The sequence below is a fragment of the Brevibacterium atlanticum genome (assembly GCF_011617245.1).
Taxonomy (GTDB): Bacteria; Actinomycetota; Actinomycetes; order Actinomycetales; family Brevibacteriaceae; genus Brevibacterium; species Brevibacterium atlanticum.
The window spans coordinates 3484858-3504762 of the sequence record NZ_CP050152.1 but is presented as its reverse complement, the minus strand read 5'-3'; the positions used below and the strand labels follow the sequence as shown (position 1 = coordinate 3504762).

15 protein-coding genes are annotated in these 19905 nt (G+C 67.1%); 9 read left to right on the top strand and 6 right to left on the bottom strand.

Annotated features, from left to right (window positions below; genetic code table 11):
• Nucleotides 1–4 precede the first annotated feature (4 nt).
• From pstC to GUY23_RS15580, 6 genes are all read right to left on the bottom strand, one after another.
• Entirely contained in the window at nt 5–955 is a 951-nt protein-coding gene (gene pstC / locus GUY23_RS15605) for a phosphate ABC transporter permease subunit PstC (protein ID WP_166976271.1), read from the bottom strand.
• Between the two features lie 206 nt (nt 956–1161).
• The gene (gene pstS, locus GUY23_RS15600; RefSeq protein WP_166973938.1) at nt 1162–2262 is read right to left on the bottom strand and encodes a phosphate ABC transporter substrate-binding protein PstS; all 1101 of its coding nucleotides are present in this window, start codon (nt 2260–2262) and stop codon (nt 1162–1164) included.
• A gap of 225 nt (nt 2263–2487) precedes the next feature.
• Nucleotides 2488–3465 carry an NUDIX hydrolase gene (locus tag GUY23_RS15595; RefSeq protein WP_166973935.1) on the bottom strand — a complete coding sequence of 326 codons (978 nt, stop codon included), beginning with the start codon at nt 3463–3465 and terminating at the stop codon, nt 2488–2490.
• On the bottom strand, nt 3462–5606 hold the full coding sequence (locus GUY23_RS15590) for an RNA degradosome polyphosphate kinase (RefSeq protein WP_166973932.1): 2145 nt from the start codon (nt 5604–5606) through the stop codon (nt 3462–3464). The genes GUY23_RS15595 and GUY23_RS15590 overlap by 4 nt, the downstream gene beginning before the upstream one ends.
• 4 nt (nt 5607–5610) lie before the next feature.
• Entirely contained in the window at nt 5611–6543 is a 933-nt protein-coding gene (mshD, locus tag GUY23_RS15585; protein ID WP_228282442.1) for a mycothiol synthase, read from the bottom strand.
• A gap of 2 nt (nt 6544–6545) precedes the next feature.
• Complete coding sequence (locus GUY23_RS15580) at nt 6546–7529, bottom strand: winged helix-turn-helix transcriptional regulator (protein WP_166973926.1); 984 nt, start codon at nt 7527–7529, stop codon at nt 6546–6548.
• Between the two features lie 94 nt (nt 7530–7623).
• Between GUY23_RS15580 and GUY23_RS15575 the strand changes: the two genes are divergently transcribed.
• The 9 genes from GUY23_RS15575 (at nt 7624) to GUY23_RS15535 (ending at nt 19821) form a co-directional block, all read left to right on the top strand.
• Nucleotides 7624–8427, top strand: coding sequence for an ammonia permease (locus GUY23_RS15575; protein ID WP_228282441.1), 804 nt, complete (start codon nt 7624–7626; stop codon nt 8425–8427).
• 207 nt (nt 8428–8634) lie between these two features.
• Nucleotides 8635–9234 carry an FABP family protein gene (locus GUY23_RS15570; protein WP_166973923.1) on the top strand — a complete coding sequence of 200 codons (600 nt, stop codon included), beginning with the start codon at nt 8635–8637 and terminating at the stop codon, nt 9232–9234.
• 1 nt (nt 9235) lies between these two features.
• Nucleotides 9236–10447 (top strand): CAF17-like 4Fe-4S cluster assembly/insertion protein YgfZ, encoded by a 1212-nt coding sequence (ygfZ, locus tag GUY23_RS15565; protein WP_166973920.1) that lies wholly within the window; start codon nt 9236–9238, stop codon nt 10445–10447.
• Nucleotides 10448–10564: 117 nt separating this feature from the next.
• Nucleotides 10565–11932: a 4-aminobutyrate--2-oxoglutarate transaminase gene (gabT, locus tag GUY23_RS15560; protein ID WP_166973917.1), complete on the top strand. Its 1368-nt coding sequence runs from the start codon at nt 10565–10567 to the stop codon at nt 11930–11932.
• 119 nt (nt 11933–12051) lie between these two features.
• Nucleotides 12052–13566, top strand: coding sequence for a sensor histidine kinase (locus GUY23_RS15555; RefSeq protein ID WP_166973914.1), 1515 nt, complete (start codon nt 12052–12054; stop codon nt 13564–13566).
• Nucleotides 13563–14210 (top strand): response regulator transcription factor, encoded by a 648-nt coding sequence (locus GUY23_RS15550; protein ID WP_166973911.1) that lies wholly within the window; start codon nt 13563–13565, stop codon nt 14208–14210. Before GUY23_RS15555 ends, GUY23_RS15550 begins: the two co-directional genes overlap by 4 nt.
• A 119-nt stretch (nt 14211–14329) precedes the next feature.
• Entirely contained in the window at nt 14330–16162 is a 1833-nt protein-coding gene (locus tag GUY23_RS15545; protein ID WP_166973908.1) for a PucR family transcriptional regulator, read from the top strand.
• A gap of 102 nt (nt 16163–16264) precedes the next feature.
• Nucleotides 16265–17914 (top strand): type III PLP-dependent enzyme domain-containing protein, encoded by a 1650-nt coding sequence (locus tag GUY23_RS15540; RefSeq protein ID WP_228282440.1) that lies wholly within the window; start codon nt 16265–16267, stop codon nt 17912–17914.
• Nucleotides 17915–18000: 86 nt separating this feature from the next.
• Nucleotides 18001–19821 carry an ABC transporter substrate-binding protein gene (locus GUY23_RS15535; RefSeq protein WP_166973905.1) on the top strand — a complete coding sequence of 607 codons (1821 nt, stop codon included), beginning with the start codon at nt 18001–18003 and terminating at the stop codon, nt 19819–19821.
• The last annotated feature ends 84 nt before the right edge of the window (nt 19822–19905 follow it).

Here is a 19905-nt window from a genome sequence, read left to right as displayed (position 1 = left end):
CTTCTCAGCTTCCCTTCACCGAAGTACGGGCGACGATGGCGCGGGCTCCCATGTTCACCAGCAGGGTGATGACGAAGAGCACGAGGCCGACCGTGATGAGCTCGGACAGGCGCAGGCCGGCGGCCTCCGGGAAGTTCTGCGCGATCTCAGAGGCGATGGTCTGGTTGCCGCTGACGACGAGTGAGGCGGTGAGGACGCCGGGGGAGAGGATCATGGCCACGGCCATCGTCTCGCCCAGGGCGCGGCCGAGGCCGAGCATGGTCGCCGAGACGATGCCGGACTTGCCGAACGGCAGCACGGCCATGCGGATCATCTCCCAGCGCGTGGCACCGAGCGCCAGGGCCGCCTCCTCCTGCAGACGTGGGGTCTGGAGGAAGATCTCACGCGTGAGCGAAGTGATGATCGGCAGGATCATGATCGACAGGACGAGCGAGGCGGTGAGGAGAGTGCGCCCCGTCTGCGACACCGAGCCGTCGGCGGCCGGTGCGAAGATCGGGATCCAACCGAACCACTGCGACAGCCACAGGTAGAAGCCGGTGAGGTTGCCGGCCAGGGCGATGCCCCACAGGCCGTAGACGACCGAGGGGATGGCGGCGAGGAGGTCGATGACGTACCCGAGCACAGGGGCGAGCCTGCGCGGCGCCATGTGCGTGGTGAACAGCGCGATGCCCAGGGCGAAGGGGGTCGCCACAACGAGCGCGATCGCCGCGGAGATGAGCGTGCCGACGACCAGCGGCCAGACGTAGGAGAAGAACCCCTTGCCGCCGGTGATCTGCGAGGGATCGGTCAGCTGCGCTTCAATAGTGTCCTTCGACTGCGCGAGCAGGAACAGGGCTACACCGGCGAGGATGACCAGGATCAGGATGCCGGCGATGAGTGTGGCGGCTGAGAAGATGCGGTCACCGGGACGGACGACGGCCTTGGATGCTCGCCCGGCGGGTTTCGAGGCCGGCACCGGCTGCTCGGCCTCGGGTTCGGAGCCCGGCCCTGTTGGGCCTGACTCGGTGGTCTGTGTGCTGGTCGGCACAAGTACTCCTCACGTGACTTGTGGTGGAACCCGGATGGTCCCACAGGCACCGAAGAGCGGCGCAGGGCCTCTGCGCCGCTCCCGGTTGGCTATTCTTCGAGGTCAGAGACCACGTTCATGGAATTCGGAGATGCTCACTCTGCGACCTTGATCGAGTCGATGACCTTCTCGATCTGCGAGCGGAGGTCGTCCGAGAGCGGAGCGGAACCGGCCGAATCGGCGGCCGACTTCTGTCCTTCTTCCGAGACGACGAACTTCTCCCAGGCCTTGACCATGTCCACGGTCTCCTGATCCTTGTAGGAGGAGCAGACGAGGTGGTAGGAGACGAGCACGATCGGGTAGGCGCCGGACTCGGTGGTGTCGCGGGCCAGGTCGAAGGCGAGGTCGCCTTCGCTGCGTCCCTCGACCTTCTCCGAGGAGTCGACGACCTTGGTCGCGGCCTCGGGGGAGAGCTCGACGAACTCGTCGCCGACCTTGACCTTGGCGGTCCCCAGCTCACCGACGGCCGAGGCATCCGCGTAGCCGATGGCTCCGTCGGTGTCCGAGACGGTCTGGATGACGCCGTCGGTGCCCTGAGCGGCTTCGCCGCCGTACTCCTTCGGGAAGTTTCCGTCGACCTCGGCGTCCCAGTCCTTCTCGGCGGTGGCCTTGAGGTACTCGGCGAAGTTCTCGGTGGTTCCCGAGTCGTCGGCGCGGTGGACGGCGGTGATCTTCGTGTCGGGCAGATCGGCGTCCGGGTTGTCCTTCTTGATCGCCTCGTCATTCCACTTCGTGATGTCGCCCTTGAAGATCTTCGCGATGGTCTCGGGGGACAGGTTGAGCTCGTCGACGCCTTCGACGTTGAACGTCACGGCGATCGGGGAGATGTAGACCGGGAACTCGTAGGCTCCGTCGGCACCGCAGGCTTCCTTGCCGGCCTTCACTTCGTCGTCATCGAGGTGCGCGTCGGATCCGGCGAACTGGGCGTTGCCCGCGAGGAACTGCTCACGACCGGCACCCGAACCGTCGGGGGAGTAGTTGACGGTCACGCCGGAGTTCTGTGAGGTGAAGTCGGCGGTCCAAGCATCCATGGCCGCCTTCTGCGAGGAGGCGCCGATGCCGGTGAGGGTGCCCTGCAGGTCACTGTCGCCGCCGCTGGCTTCCTCTCCGGTCGCCGAGGCTCCGCCGCAGGCTGAGAGAGTGAGAGCGCCGACCGCGAGAATCGCTGCGGAGGGGGCGAGATGCTTCATCTTCACGAAGATGCCTTTCATGTTGTGGAGACAGCTCGAGAGTTCTCGATTGTTCGCTGTCCACGCTAAGGATCACGCGTGAAGTGCAAGGAGTTGGAACGTGAATGGAAGATGAATGACGGCTGAAGGATCCGCGCAGTTCCGAGTGCTCGGTCACAGTCCGGGCTGTATTCGTGAAAGGATCGTTGCCGTCAGGACTCTGCCATCGCCGAGGCGGCCCTACCCGGCCGCTCAGCCGTCGATCGGGCGGACGCGTTCGATCTCGACGATGCGCGGCACCGGACCCGGACGCACGTAGGCGATGAGGACCTCGCCGGGTTTGAGGTACGGGTCCTCCTTCGGCAGCTTTTCGACGACCCGTTGCGGGGCGTGCGAGCGGTAGACCTCGAAGATCGTCGGCAGCACCGGACGGTGCGTGCAGAAGATGACGGGCTTGCCCTTCTCGAGGATCTTCTCGACCCACCGCGCGGTCTTCTTCGGGTTCGCCGCCGTGGCCTTCTCGGACAGCGTCGTCACCTTCTTGATCGACCTTCCCGTCGCCGCCGACAACGGAGCCAGGGTCGCCATGCACCGCTTCCACGGGCTGGAGATGAGTTTCTTCGTCTCCCACGCACCGAGCAGTCCGGTCAACGCCATCGCCTGCCGCGTGCCGAGCTTGAGGAGAGGGCGGACATGCTCGGTCTCGTACCACTTCGACCGCGGGAACGCCTTGCCGTGGCGGACGAGGATGAGCGGCCACGCCGACAGCGCGTCCGTCGAATCGTACTTCTCCAGGGCATCGAGCTGATCTCGATCGGCATAGGAGGTCAGCTTCGTCCGCGCCTTCTCGATCGGCAGCCACTGTGCCCGGTCGACCTCGCGTTCGTTCATCGGGGCGAAGGGGAGATCGCCCTTGACCTGGGCGGACCAGTAGAAGACCTTTTTGAGCTTCTTCCCTCCGACCATGTATTCGGCAGTGGGCAAGGGGATGCCCAGGTGGATGTCGAATCCCGTCTCTTCCTTGACCTCGCGCACGGCCGCCTCAGGCAGGGTCTCACCGGGTTCGACCTTGCCCTTGGGCCAGGACCAGTCGTTGTACTTCGGACGGTGGATGAGGACGACCTCGAGGCCGTCGGCCCCGTGCCTCCAGCATACGGCTCCGGCTGCCAGCACATCGGCGTCGACGCGAGACGACGCCTGCGCGGTATCGACCGGAGAGGGACCACTCACGCTTCGTCACCGATCCGCCGACGCTTGCGGTGCCGGCGGATGAGCTCCGTCTGATAGTCGATGAGGACGTTGCCGTCGGCATCGTGGGTGCGTCGGGTCCACTTTCCGTCACCGGCGAGCTCGAACGCCGAGGTGGTGTCCGCGAAGGCGAGATCGAACAGGTCGATGATCTCCTCCCGGTGGTTGTCCTGGACGATCTGCACGAGGGTCTCGACCCGCCGGTCGAGGTTGCGGTGCATCATGTCCGCCGAACCGATGTAGACGATCGGGTCCCCGCCGTTGCCGAAGACGAAGGCACGGGAATGTTCGAGGAACCGACCGAGCACCGAGCGGACGGTGATGTTCTCGCTCAGTCCTTCGATTCCCGGTCGCAGTGCGCAGATGCCGCGGACGAACACCTCGACGCTCACCCCGGCCCTCGAGGCCCGGTAGAGGGCATCGATGATGGCCTCGTCGACGATGGAGTTGACCTTGATCCGCACCTGCCCGGCACCGCCTGCCTCGGCGATGGCGATCTCGGATTCGATGAGTTCGACGAGCCCGGTGCGCACCTGGGTGGGAGCGACGAGGAGGCGTGAGTACTCCGAGCGCGGTGCGTAGCCGGAGAGCTGGTTGAACAGCTTCGTCAGATCATCGGCGACGGCTGTGTCCCTGGTCAGCAGGCCGAAGTCCTCATAGCCGCGTGCGGTCTTCGGGTGGTAGTTGCCGGTCCCGACGTGGCAGTAGCGGGCCAGTCCCTCGGCCTCTTGGCGGACGACGAGGGAGAGCTTCGCATGCGTCTTGAGCCCGACGATGCCGTAGACGACGTGGACGCCGGCGCGTTCGAGCTTGCGCGCCCACGTGATGTTGGCCTCCTCGTCGAAGCGGGCCTTGATCTCGACGACGGCCAGGACCTGGATGCCGGCCTGTGCGGCATCGACGAGGGCATCGATGATCGGCGAATCGCCGGATGTGCGGTAGAGCGTCTGCTTGATCGCGAGCACGTTCTTGTCCGCGGCGGCCTGTTCGAGGAATGCCTGCACGCTCGTGGAGAACGAGTCGTACGGGTGATGGAGCAGGATGTCGCGGCTCGACACGGCCGAGAACACGTCGACCTGATCGCTGGATTCGCGCAGCGAGAGGTCCTTGTTCATCTGCGGGACCATCTTCGGATAGTGCAGATCATCGCGCGGGACGTCGGCGATGTCGGACATGCCCGAGAGGTCGAGCGGCGTCGGCAGGTGGTAGATCTCGGATTCGTGGATGCCCAGTTCGTCCTTGAGCATCTCGAGGACCCGCGGGTGGATGTTCTCCGTGATCTCCATCCGCACGGCCGGTCCGAAGCGGCGGCGCAGCAGCTCCTTCTCCAGGGCTTTGAGCAGATTCTCCGCGTCGTCCTCTTCGACCTCGAGATCTTCGTTGCGAGTGACGCGGAAGGTCGAGTGGTGGATGACCTCCATGCCTTCGAAGAGCGTGCCGAGATGTTCGGCGATGATGTCCTCGAGGGCGACGAAGCGGGCTGGGACGTCGCGTCCGGCGGGTCGGTCGGTCGCCTCGGCGACGTTGAAGAACCGGGGCAGGCGCGGGGGCACCTTGACCCGGGCGAAGAGCTCCTTGCCGGATTCCGGATAGCGCAGGAGCACGCCGAGGTTGAGCGAGAGCCCCGAGATGTAGGGGAACGGGTGGGCGGGATCGACGGCCAGGGGCGTGAGGACGGGGAAGACGTGACCGAAGAAGAATTCGTCGACGCGGGCGCGTTCGTCCCCGGTGAGGTCCTCGACCTGGACCTTCGTGATCGACTCTGCGTCGAGGCGGGGGCCGATGTCGTCCTTGAGCAGGGCCGCGTGCCGGCTCATCAGTTCGTAGGCGCGCACGCCGATGTCATGCATGACCTGCGCGGGCATCCGACCGGTCACACTCGGCACGGCCAGGCCGGTGTTGATGCGACGTTTGAGACCGGCGACGCGGACCATGAAGAATTCGTCGAGGTTGGTCGCGAAGATCGAGAGGAAGCGGACCCGCTCGAGCAGTGGGATCTCCGGGTCGGAGGCGAGGTCGAGGACGCGTTCGTTGAACGCGAGCCAGCTGAGTTCGCGATCGAGGAAGCGGTCGGTCGGGTCGGGCAGACCCAGCTCCTGGCCGGCTGCTGCGATGTCGTACAACGCTCTACTCCTTCTCGCCTGTCGTGCCTGCGGGGGCGTAGGCCACGTGCGCGATCGCGACGTGGAAGCCCAATCGCTCGTACAAGCCTAGCGCCGGAGCGTTGTCCGATTCGACGTAGAGTTCGACGGCCCGGGCGCCGTCGGCGACCATCCGTCGCAGACCTTCGACCGTGAGCGCTTTGCCCACCCCTTTGGCGTGGATGTGCGGGTCGACCCCGACGACATAGACCTCGCCGAGGCGGCCCTGCGATTCCGTGTCCGTGATCTTCGTCTGGTGGAATCCGATGACCTCGCCGTCGCGGACGGCGAGGATGACCGTCTTCGGGTCGAAATCGGGGGCGGTGACGATGGCATCGATATCGGCTCGGGTCTGCGCACCCTGTTCGGGGTGCCAGTCGAAGGCGGCATTGTTCACGGCCAGCCAGCCGTCTTCGTCTCCCGGTGCGAACGAGCGGATCTCCACGCCGTCGGGGGCGTCGGTCTCCGGCAGGTCGGCCAGGCTCAGACCTGCGTCGGTGCGCATCTGGTAGAGCACGCGATCACGGCCGAGCCCGTGTTTCTTCGCGAGGTGCGCGGCGGCCGGGTGGTCGCCGTGGGACCAGCACCAGGCCTCGGGCTGTTCGTCGAGGATCGTTCTCAGCAGCTCCTCGCCGAGGCCGGTGCCGCGGTGTTCGGGAGCGATGAGGAATTCGGCAGCGTGCCGTTCTCCCTGCAGGGCGCGGATGCCGAAGCCGATGAGCTCGGCGTCGGCGTACACGCGCCACACGCTCGAGGTGGTCTGCGCCTCGTGGGAGGTGTCCTCTCCGGTGGCGATGGCGATGAGCCCGCCGGAGATCTCGGCTGCGCCGTCGGCGGCGGCCACGCGGTCGAGGAACGCCTGCTCCGCCTCGGTGAGGGTGTCGATGGGCGTGCCCGTGACCGCTCCGCTGGCCGTCATTGTCATACCTTCACGTCCTCCGTGCTCGTCGTCTCTCCCGTGTCGGCCGTGCCTGATTCCGCGGAGTCGGCCGGGTCGTTCTCCTCGCCCTCATCCTCGTCATCGGTGACGCTGTCGGCGCTGAACCGATAGCCGACGTTGCGCACCGTGTGGATGGCGTTCTCGAGGTCTTTGCCGAGTTTCGCACGGAGGCGTCGGACATGCACGTCGACGGTGCGGGTGCCGCCGAAGTAGTCGTCGCCCCATACGGCCAGGAGGATCTCGTCGCGGGTGAAGACGCGTTCGGGGTGCATCGCGAAGAACTTCAGCAGCGCGAATTCGCGGTAGGTCAGGTCGAGGCTGCGGCCGCCGAGGTCGGCGGTGAACGCGGTCTCGTCGATGCGCAGGGTGCCGGTGACGACGATCATCGGCTCACCATCGGCATTCCACGGACCGCCCTCGACGCCCTCGCCGAAGTACCCCTGCGTACCGGCCTCACGAGAGGTGGCGACCGGTCCGCGCCCGGAATCGAGGGGACCGCGAGCGGTGCGCACCGGTCCTCTGCCGGTGGCGGTGCCAGCGGGGGCACCGGGAAGATACGAGCTGCCGAAGCGCGCCCCACCTGAGTAGGGGCCGGGGGACGGAGCCTGCCGGTGACGGTCACGGGCCACGCGGAGCCGGGCCTCCACCTCGGCGGGGCCGGCGGTCGTGAGGATGAAGTCCGAGACACCCCACTTCGCCGAGGCGGTCGCCAGTCCGCCCTCACCGAGCACGACGATGACGGGAGCGGTGACGCTGCGGTGGGTGAGCACCTCGGCGATCCGCGGGGCCAGGGACAAGTCGATGCAGGCGTCGGCGATGACGACGTCGGCGTCGAGGGACTCGCGATCGGCGGTGGTCAGGGCCTCGGCGCCGAGGCGGCTGACCTGGTGGCCGAGGTACTGCAGCGATTCGGGGGCGACGGGGGATTCGAGGCGAGCCGTGGGGCAGATGTGCAGGATCCGCATGTGCTGCCTCCACCTCCTCGGCGTCTGTCGTCTGAATAGAAGTATAGCGAGTGCGAAATCGCGAAGCCGCGACCGGATGAGGCACGATAGTGCTGTGATCAGATGGATTCGAGTAGCCGTCGCCCTGGTGCTGGTGCTGGCCCTGAGTACCTCCGTGTACTGGGGTTACACGCTGTTCCTGCTGGCGACCGGGCTCATCGTCCTAGGCGTCGCCTACGGGTGGCCGCGCCTGACGGACTCCCCGCAGCCGCGGGCGACGTCGATCATGCTCGCCCTCTTCGGGGTGGCCGGTCTGTTCGCCGCCTGGAACGACGACACCGCGCCCTACCTCGACTGGCTGCCGGTGCTGGCGGGCCTGGGCCTGCTGTGGACGTTCGTGCAGAACCTCACTCGTGGAATCGGTGCCTCGGACGCGGTCGCCAACGTGTCCGCGCAGGTCTCCGGCCTCGTCATCGTCCTGTCCGCGAGCACCTGGGTCGCGGCGATCACGGTGCCCGGCGACAAGGAGGCCATCGTCGTCGGCCTCTACGCTCTGCTCATCGCCCAGTGCATGACCGCACTGCCGTGGCCGGCGATCTACACCTCACCCCTGGCCATCGCCATGGCGACTGCTGTCGCCGGGATCCTCTCCGTGCTCGTGTTCGAACATGCGATCTCATGGCCGACCGCGCTCGTCCTCGGCATCGTCATGGGTCTGCTCGTCGCCGCCGTCGACCGGATGCTCGGACTCGTCGCCTTCGCGAAGTTCCAGGCGGCCAGCCTCGAGGCCTCGCAGAACATCGAACTGAAGAAGAACGTGGAGAAGGCGCGCAGCTTCGCCGTCCAGCTCGCCCTGGGCGCCGCCCCGATCGCCCTCGGCGGTGTCGTCGTCTACGCTCTCGAACGCATCGCTCTCTGAGCACCCATCCAGACGGGACTGTGCCGGTCGTCTGTGCCGGCGGACCGGATGCACATCGAGTTGCCGGGAACTGTAGACTGAGGGCATGGAAAATCTCGTTGCTCTCGAAATCGTCTTCTCCAGCCTCGTCGGCATCGCCGCACTCGGTGCCCTGGGCGTGGGAGTCAAGGTCGTCACCGCGCTGTTCAAAGACAACCGCTGAGACCGATGATCGAACTTGACGCCTCGGTCCATCCGGAGCTCGTCCCCCTGTCCTGGCTGATCGGGTCGTGGGAAGGCGTCGGAGTCGTCGGCTACGCGGATACGCCTGAGAAGCAGTTCGGCCAACGCGTCGACTTCGTCGCCCACGAAGGCACCCCGTACCTGCAGTACACCGCGCATGCGTGGCTGCTGACCGAGGGCGGGGAACTCGAATCGACCCTGACTCTCGAGACCGGCATCTGGCAGCTGGTGCGTCAGCGCGATGAGGGCGACGTCGGCCCGGGCATGATGGTGCCCACCGCCGACCAGAGCTTCACCTCTGCCGCTGCCGTCGAGACGCTGCGCACCAACGACGACGCGTTCGAGCTCGAAGCCGAGATCGTTCACCCGCACGGAGTCATGGAACTCTACGCAGGCACCGTCAAGGGCCCGCGCATCGACCTCGCCACCGATGTCGTCGCCCGCACGAAGACCTCGAAGGAGTACACCGCCTCGACGCGGATGTACGGACTCGTCGGAGGCGAACTGATGTGGGCCTGGGATATGGCGGCCATGGGCCATGAACTCGCCTCCCACTCCTCCGCCAGATTGAAGAAGCTGTCCTGAGATGACCGAACACGCGTCGCCGAATTCCGATCCATCCGATTCGCCGTCGCCGGAGACTCCCGACACCCCCGCCGATGCGGTGCGTCGTTCCTCGCTCGCCCGCGGGCTGAGCTCGACCGCGGTGCTCGGAGCGGGAGATCTGGCACAGACGCCGATCCACTACGGGGCATCGCTGCGTGAGCAGCGCGTCCTGGAAGAGAAGGACGGTCTGGTCGACCTCGCCCATCTGCGGGTGCTGCGCTTGAGCGGACCCGACCGTCTGACGTGGCTGAACTCGATCACCTCGCAGAAGATCGACGCTCTGGCCCCAGGTGTGTCCACCGAGACCCTCGTGCTCGACCCCAACGGCCGCATCGAGGGCTGGCTGAAGATCGTCGACGACGGTGAGGCCCTGTGGGCCATCAGCGACCTCAACACCGACGACACCCTCGACTTCCTCCGCAGGATGGTCTTCATGATGCGGGTCGAGATCGAGGACCTCAGCGACGACTACCAGTGCTTCGGAGCTGTCACCGCGCTGCCGGAGAAGCTGCCCGTGACGAAGCTGTGGTCCGACCCCTGGCCGCACATCGGCACCGGTTCCGCGTCCTACGCCGAGGTCGACCTCGGCCTCGAGGTCGCCGGCACCGACCATCCCGGACTCGAGACCCCGTTCGTCATCGGCATCGTCAGACGCACCGATCTCGCCGGGCTGTCCGCGAACGATTTCGCCATGGCAGGGTTCGACGCGTGGGAGGCGCTGCGGATCGCCGCCTGGCGACCGGGGCGCAATGAGATCGATCACAAGTCCCTCGTCGGTGAGCTCGACCTGCTGCGCACGGCCGTGCACCTGGCCAAGGGCTGCTATCGCGGCCAGGAGGCGGTGGCACGTGTCCACAACCTCGGTCAGCCGCCTCGGCGCTTGGTCTTCGTCCACCTCGACGGGTCCGGGCACATCGCCCCGGACCCCGGCACCGAGGTGCTCGCGGAGGTCCGCGGATCCGAACGGTCCGTGGGAACCCTGACTTCGGTGACCGTGCACTGGGAGCTCGGCCCGATCGGGCTCGCCGTGGTCAAACGCAACCTCTCGCCCGAGGCGCCGCTGAGCTTCGAGATGAGTGACGGCGACCGTGTCGTCGGTGCCCAGGAGACCATCGTGGTCCCCGTGCGCGAGCACGAACAGCAGCTGCCGGGGCGCAATCGCGACGTCGATGCACGCGGTCGCAACCGCTGATTCCCGACTGCCGCGTCGCTGCGGATTCCGCACCTGTCTACGAGCGAATCGTGCTGTTCTGCTCACCCCGCGGACGGCAAGTGACAAAAACCGTCGCGAACCCCTATTCTTCCCTGTATGACAGCTTTGGAAATTGGCGGCGAAGCTCTGCCGCAGGAACGTCAACTCGTCACCGAGATCCCCGGACCGAAGTCCCGTGAACTCGAGGCGCGTCGCAAGTCAGCCGTGGCGACCGGTGTCGGTTCGAGCCTTCCCGCCTATGTGGTGGCGGCCGGAGGTGCGATCCTCAAGGACGTCGACGGCAACCAGCTCATCGACCTCGGCTCGGGCATCGCCGTGACCACGGCCGGCAACTCGAACGCTCGTGTGGTCGAGAATGCGAAGGCCCAGATCGAGGCCTTCACCCATACCTGCTTCATGGTCAACCCGTACGAGAGTTACGTCGAGGTCGCCGAAGCCCTCAACCGTCTCACCCCGGGCGACCACGAGAAGCGCACCGTGCTGCTCAACTCCGGCGCCGAGGCTGTCGAGAACGCCGTGAAGATCGCTCGCGCCCATACCGGCCGCGATGCCGTCGTCGTCTTCGACCACGCCTACCACGGCCGCACCAACCTGACCATGGCGATGACCGCGAAGGCCGCTCCCTACAAGGCCGGCTTCGGTCCCTTCGCCGGTGAGGTCTACCGTGCACCCATGTCCTACCCGTTCCGTGATAACGACGCGGCCGGCACGAAGATCAGCGGTGAGGATGCCGCCAAGCGCGTCATCACGATGATCGAGAAGCAGATCGGCTCCGAGTACGTCGCCGCGATCGTCATCGAACCCATCCAGGGTGAAGGCGGCTTCATCGTCCCGGCCGAGGGCTTCCTGCCCACGCTGGTCGAATACGCCCGCGAGAAGGGCATCGTCTTCGTCGCCGACGAGGTCCAGGCCGGCTTCGCCCGCACCGGCAAGATGTTCGCCTCCGAATGGGAAGACATCGTCCCCGACCTCATCACCACGGCCAAGGGCATCGCCGGTGGCCTGCCGCTGTCGGCTGTGACCGGTCGCGCGGACATCATGGATTCGGTCGGACCGGGCCGCCTCGGCGGAACCTATGGCGGCAACCCCACCGCATGTGCCGCCGCCCTCGGTGCGATCGCCGCCTATGAGGAGGACGGACTGGCCGATCGGGCCGGACACATCGGCGAGATCATCGTCGACCGTCTGACCAAGCTGCAGTCGAAATACCCCGAGGTCGGCGACATCCGCGGCCGCGGAGCCATGATCGCCGCCGAGTTCGTCGAGCACGACTCGATCGAGCCGAACGCGGATCTGGTGAAGAAGATCGCGGACTACTGCGCGAAGAACGGCGTCCTCGTGCTCACCACGGGAACCTTCAGCAACATCCTGCGCTTCCTGCCGCCGCTGACGATCTCGGACGAGCTGCTCCACGACGCCTTCGACGTCATCGAGGCGGGCCTCGCCGAACTCCTCCCCGCCTGACCCTCCGCCCAATTACTACCTGACGGCGGCCCAGCAACCTCGCGCGAGGTTGCTGGGCCGCCGTCAGGTAGTTCGGGAGGGCGTGGTCGGCGCCCTGCAGGTGTAGCACAATAGAGGCCATGACTACAGCGATCGACGGCTCGAGCATGAGCGTTCCGGCCCGCGTGTGGCGGTTCCTCAGAGGACCGCGCTTCATCGACCTGCCGATCCGACTGTTGGCGCTGATCATGGGCCTGACCATCCTCGTGCCCGGGTCGTTCGAGATCGCCGAACCCCGCTACGCCGCGTTCCTCATCCTCGCCTACGGGTTCATCGTCCTCGCCGCATTCCTGCCGCTTTCCATCGTCATCGCGGCGACCGGGCTCGGCATGGTGTTCTCCCAGCTCTACCCGGACCTGGAGAACATGTACCCCGAGGCGCTCATCCTCGCCACGGCGGTCCTCATCAGCCGTCGCCGCTGGATCGGGTTCGCGCTCGGCACCGTGGGGCTGGCCGCCTACCTCTTCGCCTCCACTCAGCTGGGGTCCTATGACGCGGGATTCGAGGGATTGACCGACCTCGGCTACGGCTGGCTGACCTACGCTCTGCTTGGTCTCTCTGCCAGCTTCGTCGAGGTGCGGATCCGGCGCGAGATCGACCGGAGGGAACGTGCCGCAGTCGACCACCAGAAGACTCTCGACGCGATGCGTGCACGGTTCACCAGCGATATGCACGATACGATCTCGCACTCCCTGACCACCGAATCCGCGATCATCCGCACCTTGGCCAAGGAGACCGACTCGGAGAACGCCGCGCGACTGCTCGCCGAGCTCTCGCTCGTCAATGCCGAAGCGACCAAGAGACTGCGCCAGCTGGTGACGAGTCTGAGCACATGGGAAGCCGAAAGCTGCACCGGGGATCGGCGCAGCTCCCGCATCCGCTTCCGCGCCGAGGCCGAGCAGCTGACGACCGCGATCGAAGACGGCTGCACGGCCGGCTCCGTGCCGCTGACGACCAGTCTGTCGCCGCTGCCGGCATATTCCTCGAGCATGCTGGGACACCATTTCCGCGCCGTCATGCTCGAGCTGGCCACGAACGTCATCCGCCACTCCACTCCGGCCACTCCCGCCTCGATCGAGGTCGAGATGCGCGGCGAGGACGGCGACCGGGCTGAGCTGGTCTGCCGCAGCATCAACGAAACCCCCGCCGCACTCACTCAGGCACCGCGATCACTGACCCGACGTGCGACCGCGGTGGGCGGGCGGTGCCGGGTCGCGACCGATGAGGAGGAGCGAGCCGTCGTCGAGGTGGCTCTGCCCGTCCGATTCCTCGCGCCGTCGGCGGGGATCACGTCCGCAGGTCCGTCCGCCGGGTCGGCGTCCGTGACGGCGGCTGGCACCCGTGCGGCGGTGGATTCGGACGCCGTGATGATCGACGTCATCGGTGACGACGTGCTGTCCGCGCCGATGAACGACAGTGGGGCTTCCGCCTCGGCGATGGACGAAGGAGACCAGGAGACAGTGGTCGAACGCGGCCTTGGAGGCGGACCGGGGCATCCCAGCGAGTCGACCAGCGAAGGCGGATCGATCACCCACGGCGGCGATCGGCCCGCCCGCGATGACTCCGCCGGCGATCGGAATACGGTCGACGCGTGACGTCGATCCTCGTCGTCGACGACGATTCCTGGACGACGCGCGCGGTCACCGCGGCGCTGCGGGACGCCGGCGACTTCGCCGTCCTCGACCCGGTCCACTCCGGCGAGGAGGCCGTCGAGTCCTTCACCGCGCACCGTCCCGACCTCGTGCTCATGGACGTCAACATGCCGCCGGGAATGAGCGGCGTCGACGCGACGGGGGCCATCCTCGAGCGCGACCCGGACGCCCGCGTGGTGCTGCTGACCACCGTGGCGCCCGGGCCGGGCATCGCCCGCGGACTCGAGGCCGGTGCACTCGCCGTGGTGAATAAGACGGCCGGCGAGGAAGAACTCGTTTCGGTCGTACGCGCCGCCTCGGCGGGGGAGTCGCCCGAACTGCTCAAAGGCCTGGCCGAGGACATCAGCATCAGCGGCGATCACCTGCCCGAGGCCCCGCTCTCCGCGCCGCAGCTGACCGACCGGGAGCTCGAGCTGCTCACCCTGCTCTGCCAGGGGCACGGCTACGACGAAATCGCCGAGGCGCAGTTCGTCACGATGTACACGGTGAAGTCGCACGCGAAGAACCTGCGCACCAAGCTGGGCGCGAAGAACCTCGCCCAGCTCGTCGTCCGCGCCCTTCAGTTCAAGTACTACTCACCGGAATAGGAATCCCCCGCCGAGGCGGCCGCCCCGTGCCGCGAGCCCGTGAACACGGGGCCCGCCGCCTCGGTGGGCGATCGTCGCCGCCACCCGCAGCCGCCGGCCCGCCTATTAGAGTGGGACCCATGACAGACGCCGCGAGTCCCCGCCTGTCCCACTTGATCCGGGACACCGAGGGCTTCCTCCTGCCACTCACCGAGGCGACCGACGATGTCGTCGTCACCCGGGTCGAGTTCGACTTCGACCTGCACGCCGATACTCCGACGCTGACCGGCACCGTCGTGCTCATCACCGAGGCGGTCGCCGGCTCCGGCCATCTCGACGCGCTGATCGAAACCCACCGCGGGGCGGCGGCGCTGATCCTCTCGCCCGGAACCCACGATCACCTCACCGACGCCCCCGCGAATCGCCAGGGAGAGTCCGCACCGGTGCTCCTCGAACGGTCCCCGGCCGTGACGTGGTCCGAGGTGCTCGTCCATCTCCGCCAGCTCCGCGAGGGGGCCGCGAGCACTCTGGCCTGGCCTGATGTCGATGACCTCAGCGCGCTGGCCGCGGTCATCGCGGAAACGACGGGCGCATCGATCACCATCGAGGACCCGGCCTCCCGCGTCCTCGCCCATGCCAACCTCGGCGACGAGCTCGATGAGATCCGCCGCGAGACGATCCTCTCCGGTGCGATCCCGGGCTGGCGCATCGCCGAACTCGAGGAGTCCGGATTCCTCGACACCGTGCGCCGCTCGACCGACGTCGTCGAGCGTCCCGCCGACGGTGCGACCCCGGCACGGTCGGTGATCGCACTGCGCAGCGAGGGCGAGCTCATCGGCACGATCTGGGCCGCCTATCCGGAGTCCGTGGCTCCCGAATCGCTGCGTGAGGTGCTCCGCGACGCGGCCCGCGCGGCACTTCCGGTCATGCTGCGCACCCTGCGGCGCTCACCGTTCGAGAAGCGCATCCGCCGTGAAGCGCTTGGGTCGATCCTCCTCGGCGCCGCTGACCTGGGGCCGGCCGCGACGCTGCTCGCACTGCCCTTCTCCGGGCACTACGCGGCTCTCGCCTTCGCCGAGGTGGCCCCGGAGCGGGAACCGGCGCTGCGGTTCCATCTGCGTGCGGCCTTCGCCGATGCCGTCCTCGCTCACGACGACCGCACCGGCCGGCTCGCGGTGCTCGTCCACATCGACGGTCACTTCACCGCGGCCGAGGTCAAGACGCGTGTGCTCGCGGCGCTCAAGCGATCGCTGCCGTCGTCCGGGATGCTCCTCTTCGGGGTAGGGTGCACCGTCGAGAGACTCGATCATGTGCACCGGGCGTGGAAGGAGGCAGTCGACATCGTCGATGCGCTGCTCAGCCGCGGCACTCGGGCACGGGGCCGGGCGGCGGACACGAGCCATCCTCCGGAGCGGGGGCCGGCAGCGGAGCGGGGGCACTCACCCTCAGGCAGAGATTCGTCGACCGTCACCGCTCAGGCGATCGGTGCCACGGCCGATGACGTCGCCGCCGAGCTCATCGGACTCACGGCGGCCGACGCCCTCCGCGCCGCGGATTCGCAGCTCCCGACGAGCGGTGTGGGTTCACAGAGTCCGATGTCAGGCACCGCGCCGCATACGGTTCACCCACCGTTCGGGTCGTCTGCCGTGAGCCCGCAGATCTCGGCACCGGCGCGGGCGCTCGCCGCCCACGATGCGGAGCACAACGGGCAGCTGCTCGAGACGCTGCGGGTCTACTTCGCCACCGTCGGCAATTCCGCCGAGGCATCGCGCCGACTGCACGTGCACACGAACTCCCTGCGCCATCGACTCGGCCGGATCGAGGAGATCACCGGACTGTCGACCTCCGAACGTGCCGAAAGACTGTGGCTGGAACTCTCCGTCCTCGTCGTCGACAGGGAGACCGCTCTCGGCAGCGAACGACGCGGCAGCGAACGCAGCGGCAGCGAACGAGGCGGCAGCACACGACCCTGATTGTCGGTTCATCACAACTGTGCCGCGAGAACGTTGGCGCAATAGTGTCCGAACCTTATGGAGCTGGCGTTCTAGAGTGCACTCATACCGCTGACGAAGGACATGATGCACACCAGACACGACGCTTCCTCAATCTCCGCCCGGCGGGCGCGCGCGATCACCACCATCGCCGACACGTCGGACCAAACCGGCGCTCCCGCCCTCAGTGACGCACACCCCGTCATCGGTCTCATCGACCTCGACCACATCGACGCAGCTTTTGCGCAGCTGAGCTCGGCCTTCGCCTCCGACCACGAGGTCCTCCATGCCGTGGCCTGCAAGGCCGTGCCGCTCCGCCCGCTGCTGCGCCTCTACGCCGAGGCGGGGGCCGGCTGCGAGGTCGCCAGTCCCGGCGAGCTCGAACTCGCTCTCGCCGCCGGGTTCACCCCCGACCGGATCGTCTTCGATTCACCCGCGAAGACCTGGACCGAACTGCGTCGAGCCGTCGAACTCGGAGTGTCGATGAACATCGACAACCTCGAGGAACTCGCTCGACTCGACACGCTCCTCGAGGAGCGACACACGACAGCCGCCGCGCCGGGGACGGCAGCCCCCGCCCTTGCCTCGGAGGCGACCCCCGCCCCCGCTTCGGCGGGGACGACGACGTTGACACCGGCCGTGGGTTCCGCGTATCCCGCCCCCACCTCGGCGAGGATCGGCATCCGTATCAACCCGCAGTCGGGCACGGGCACGATCGGCGCGCTGAGCACCGCCACCCAGACGTCGAAGTTCGGCATCGGCCTCACCGACGAAGGATCCCGTGCCGCCGTCATCGAGGCCTATCTCTCCCGGCCGTGGCTGACCCAGGTCCATGTCCATTCGGGGTCGCAGGGCATCGGCCTCGAACAGGCAGCCGAAGGTGTCGCCGTGGCCGTCGAACTCGCGGCAGAGATCAACACCAGAGCAGGCCGACGGCAGGTCACCTGCATCGACATCGGCGGGGGACTGCCCGTGAACTTCGACGGCGAGGAGGTCACCCCGACCTTCGCCGACTACCGCAGCGCTCTCGAGACCCGGATCCCCGAGCTCTTCGACTTCGACATCGTCACCGAATTCGGCCGTGCCCTGCTCGCGAAGGCCGGCACGATCCTCACCCGCGTCGAATACGCGAAGACCACCGGCGGCCGACGCATCGCGATGACCCACGCGGGCGTCCAGGTCGCCACCCGCACCGCCTACGCTCCCGCGGACTGGCCCCTGCGCATCCTGCCCTTCGACCCGCAGGGCCGCCCCAAGATCGCCGAGGCGGTCCCCACCGACGTCGCCGGCCCCGCCTGCTTCGCCGGAGATCTGCTCGCCCGCGATCGGATGCTGCCCGGCCTCGACGCCGGCGACCTCGTCGCCGTGCCCGACACCGGCGCGTACTACTTCTCGAACCCCTTCTCCTACAATCTCCTCCCGCGCGTGCCCGTCTACGGCTACCGCATCACCGCCGCCGGTGGTGGAGCCGACCCGAACCGGCCGGCCCCGACCGGCACTGACCAGACCGGACCCAGCCCATCCCCGGCCGCGGATGAGCGTCGTGCCGGGGGCCGCCTCGGCGAAGGGGCGCCGCAGTTCTTCCTCATCCGGGCCGGGCAGACGATCGACGATGTCCTCGCCGAGGCGGGGGAGCCGGAGCTCACGGCATCGCCCGCGGGCGGGCCCTCCCGCGCTGCAGGGGAGGACGGTGAGTGCCACGCAGACAAACAGGGCGCATTTGTCCGAAGTTGAGGTCACAGCGACTTAGGATGAAGTGTGAGCAGGATCTCACCTGCAGATATCCATAACCGAATCACTGAAAGAACAGAGGGACAGGGATGTTCACCAACCCCACATTGCGCAGAGGGTGGCACCGGTGTCTCGCCGGCGTCGCAGCACTGGCGCTTGCCGGATCGCTGGCCACCGCGCCGGCCCAGGCGGCGACCTCCGAGGCCCCGGGCGATAACGTGCTGCGGATCGCCACCGACGGCTTCATCGACTCTTTCAACCCATTCACCTCCTTCTACCTGCTGCCGACGAACACGTTCCGGTACATGTACGAGAACCTCGTGGCCAACGACGCCAAGGACGGCTCGGTCACCGAGGGCCTCGCGACCGAGTGGAACACGGACGACGACGGACTGGTCTGGACCTATCAGATGCGACCGGACATGAAGTGGTCCGACGGTGAACCGCTGACATCGAAGGACGTCGCCTGGACGTACACCCAGATGATGGAGAAGGACGAGATGGCCGTCGCCAACGGCAGCCTCGTCGAGAACTTCGACAAGGTCGAGGCGCCGGACGACGACACCCTCGTCATCACCCTGAAGAAGCCGCAGGCGAACAACCCGGGCCAGGAGATCCCCATCGTCCCCGAACACGTGTGGTCGAAGATCGACAAGCCCGGCGATTTCAAGAACGATAAGGATTCCGTCGGTTCGGGTCCGTTCCAGCTCGAGAGCTATGAGGCGAACAAGTCGGTCACGCTCAAGGCGAACCCGAACTTCTGGCGCGGCAAGCCGAAGCTCGACGAGATCCAGTACCGCTACTATACGAACTCCGACGCTCAGGTGCAGGCGATCCGCTCCGGCGAGGTCGACTTCATCACGGGCTTGAGCCCCGAACAGTTCTCCGCCCTCGACGGGGCCGAGAACGTCGACCTCAACGACGGCCACGGCCGCCGCTTCAACGGCATCTCGATCAACCCGGGAGTCGCCGATGCCAAGGGCAAGGAGTTCGGCACCGGGGCGAAGGCACTGAAGGACAAGAAGGTCCGGCAGGCGATCCGCGCCGGCATCGACGTCGAGACCCTGCGCAAGCAGGTCATGCAGGACTACGCACAGCCGGCGACGAGCTTCATCCCCGCCGTCTACCCGAACTGGGCGCTCAAATCCGACAACCCGGTCATCAGCGGCTTCGACGTGAAGAAGGCGAAGAAGCTGCTCGACGACGCCGGTTGGAAGGAAGGCGACGACGGCATCCGCGAGAAGGACGGAAAGACGCTCACGCTGCGTTTCCTCACCGACGCCGACGCTCCGATCGAGCAGAGCACTGCGAAGTTCCTGGCTCCGTGGATGAAGGACATCGGCATCGACCTGAAGAACGAATCGACCGACGTCGACACCGTGTCCGAGCGCACCACCAAGGGCGACTACGACATGTACTTCTCCGGCTGGTCGATCAACCCCGATCCGGACTACCAGCTGAGCATCAACACCTGCGGTCAGCGCCCCGACGCCGAAGGCAACGGCGGCACCAGCCAGGACGGCTGGTGCAACAAGGAGTTCGACAAGCTGTATCAGGCCCAGCACGTCGAACTCGACCAGGCCAAGCGCCAGGATCTCGTGCAGAAGGCTCTGGCCATCCACTACGAGGAGGCCCCCTCGGTGACGCTGTGGTACCCGAACCAGCTCGAAGCCTACCGCTCCGACCGGTTCGACAACTTCACCAAGCAGCCCACCGACGGCGGAGCGATTGCCAACCAGGTCGGCTACTGGGGCTACGCCTCGGTCGAACCGGTGAGCGACGAGGACGCCGCGGGCGGCGGCGGAATCGGCACCGGCGGATGGATCGGCATCGTCGCAGGCGCGATCATCGTCCTCGGCGGAGGCGGTTGGCTGCTTAGCCGTCGCAAGAAGTCCGACGACCGCGAGTAGCAGCCCGCGAGCAGCGGCCCGGACGTCGCAGCAGCGGCGTCCGGGACCAGGGCCCCTCGGGACCTAGCCTTTCGGGACACAGGC